Genomic DNA, 1920 nt, shown 5'->3' with positions numbered 1-1920 from the left:
CTTAAGCCAACCTCTAGTATTACCACCGCCGGCAAGAGTATTAATACCCAAGGTGAGTCGGTCGATATGCTAACCAAAGGCCGTCATGATCCTTGTGTGGGTGTACGTGCGACGCCTATCGCCGAAGCCATGCTGGCAATTGTATTACTTGACCACTATTTACGTCATCGTGGTCAAAATGCAGATGTTAAACAGCCAGTAGAATCGATTACTTAGATTGTTTGTCGTAAAGTTATGTGCCCTTTATCGCATCTACTGCTGTTCTATTAGATACGCTAGAGGGTTTTTTTATGTGTAATTAAAACGTTAATGATGCATTTTATAAACTCTAATTTCAATATCATATGGCTTGATTCATTGGATATAGCATACTAATTTCAATATCATTTTTATTTAATAGTTAAAGGAACCCAAAAATATGAATAAGTATTTAGATGCAGTCATTGTTGAACATAACCCCGCACAAAAACAGATAGATAGAGCCGTGATTTGGCTGCATGGCTTGGGTGCTAGTGGCCATGATTTTGAGCCTGTGGTACCGCAGCTGGGATTGGCTGATGATATGGCAGTACGTTTTATCTTTCCGCATGCGCCCAATCGCCCAGTGACTATAAATGGTGGTATGGTCATGCCAGCATGGTATGACATCTTAGAGATGAGTCTTGAGCGTAAAGTTGATGTGAATCAGATTGAAGAGTCTGCGCAGCAAATACAGAATTTGATTACTCGTGAAGTAGAGCGTGGCGTACCACCAGAACATATTGTGATTGCTGGATTTTCGCAAGGTGGGGCAGTGGCGTATCATGTGGCACTGGGTTATCCACAGCGCTTGGCTGGCTTGATGACACTTTCTACCTATTTCGCAACTAACGACAATATTAGCTATAGCGATGCCAATACAGACATGCCGATATTGATTGAGCATGGTACGCATGATACAGTCGTTCCTGTTATATTAGGTGAGCAGGCGCAGCAGCTGTTATCTACTAAAGGCTACGATGTTGCTTATCATACCTATCCGATGGCCCATCAAGTATGTATGCCACAGATTCAAAATATCGGTAAATGGCTTAATAAAGTCTTGGCTTAGGCGATTGATCTGTAACATAATGTAATATGGACTTCTTATAGGTTGCAAGCAGACATATAAGTGCTATATAATCATAGACCTTATTGGGGATGTTCTGGCTTCGACGCTGGTGATGAAACTCAATGATGCATGTCGAGAGTATATGTCCTCTCGTTAATCAAACATATATTGTTATAGTCGCAAACGACGAAAATTACGCTCTAGCAGCTTAAACCCTGTTTACTTGGTTGCTGATCACCTACAGTTGGTCAACTAAGTTGAAGCGTCCGCATGTAGGATCGCCACAAGGGATTGTCTCAATCGCTTGGGTTCAAAAGTAGAGAATCGGCTAATCCATCCTGACTGTCGGATCGGTGCAGACTAAAATTAAAGACAGAAACTAAACATGTAGATTCATGAGCGTAATGCTGGCGGACGCGGGTTCAACTCCCGCCATCTCCACCAAATAACGATAAAGGGCTGACCGTCATAGACTGTCAGCCCTTTATTTTGGGCGTTTTTCAGGTATTGAGGGTTATATAGGGGTATAGCGTCCTATATAGAATGTTGAGGAGCATCCCAGATTTTGTGTAACTATTGGCTTAAGCTAAATGACTGTTACACAAAGTTTAGGATGATCTCCAATTAGAGAGTATTTAGACTACTAATTTATCTAATCACCTTAGCAAACTACTCCTCACTTAATTTCATGAAGTTTTGGACTTGCATATTAAGCGATTTTTCCAATGCTGGTGCAAGATAATGGATATAGCTATACGTTAAATGTTCATCATCTGTCATAGTCAGGTATCCTTCAAATGCAGCAGGGCATATATCGTTTGTACAAAGAA

At 41.1% G+C, this 1920-nt stretch carries 2 protein-coding genes and 1 other RNA gene; all 3 read left to right on the top strand.

What is annotated here, in order from left to right:
- A partial coding sequence (locus VLN09_RS09245) for a chorismate synthase (RefSeq protein ID WP_325245844.1) occupies positions 1–216 on the top strand: 216 nt, incomplete at its 5' end.
- Between the two features lie 202 nt (positions 217–418).
- A complete protein-coding gene (locus VLN09_RS09240; RefSeq protein WP_325245842.1) occupies positions 419–1090 on the top strand; it encodes an alpha/beta hydrolase in 672 nt (223 codons plus the stop codon).
- Between the two features lie 85 nt (positions 1091–1175).
- Positions 1176–1534, top strand: a transfer-messenger RNA (tmRNA) gene (gene ssrA / locus VLN09_RS09235).
- Positions 1535–1920: the final 386 nt, after the last annotated feature.

Origin of the sequence: Psychrobacter sp., assembly GCF_035469765.1 — a bacterium.
In the GTDB taxonomy this organism is placed as follows: domain Bacteria; phylum Pseudomonadota; class Gammaproteobacteria; order Pseudomonadales; family Moraxellaceae; genus Psychrobacter.
The sequence above is the reverse complement of the archived record's forward strand: the minus strand, read 5'-3'. Positions and strand labels throughout refer to the sequence as shown.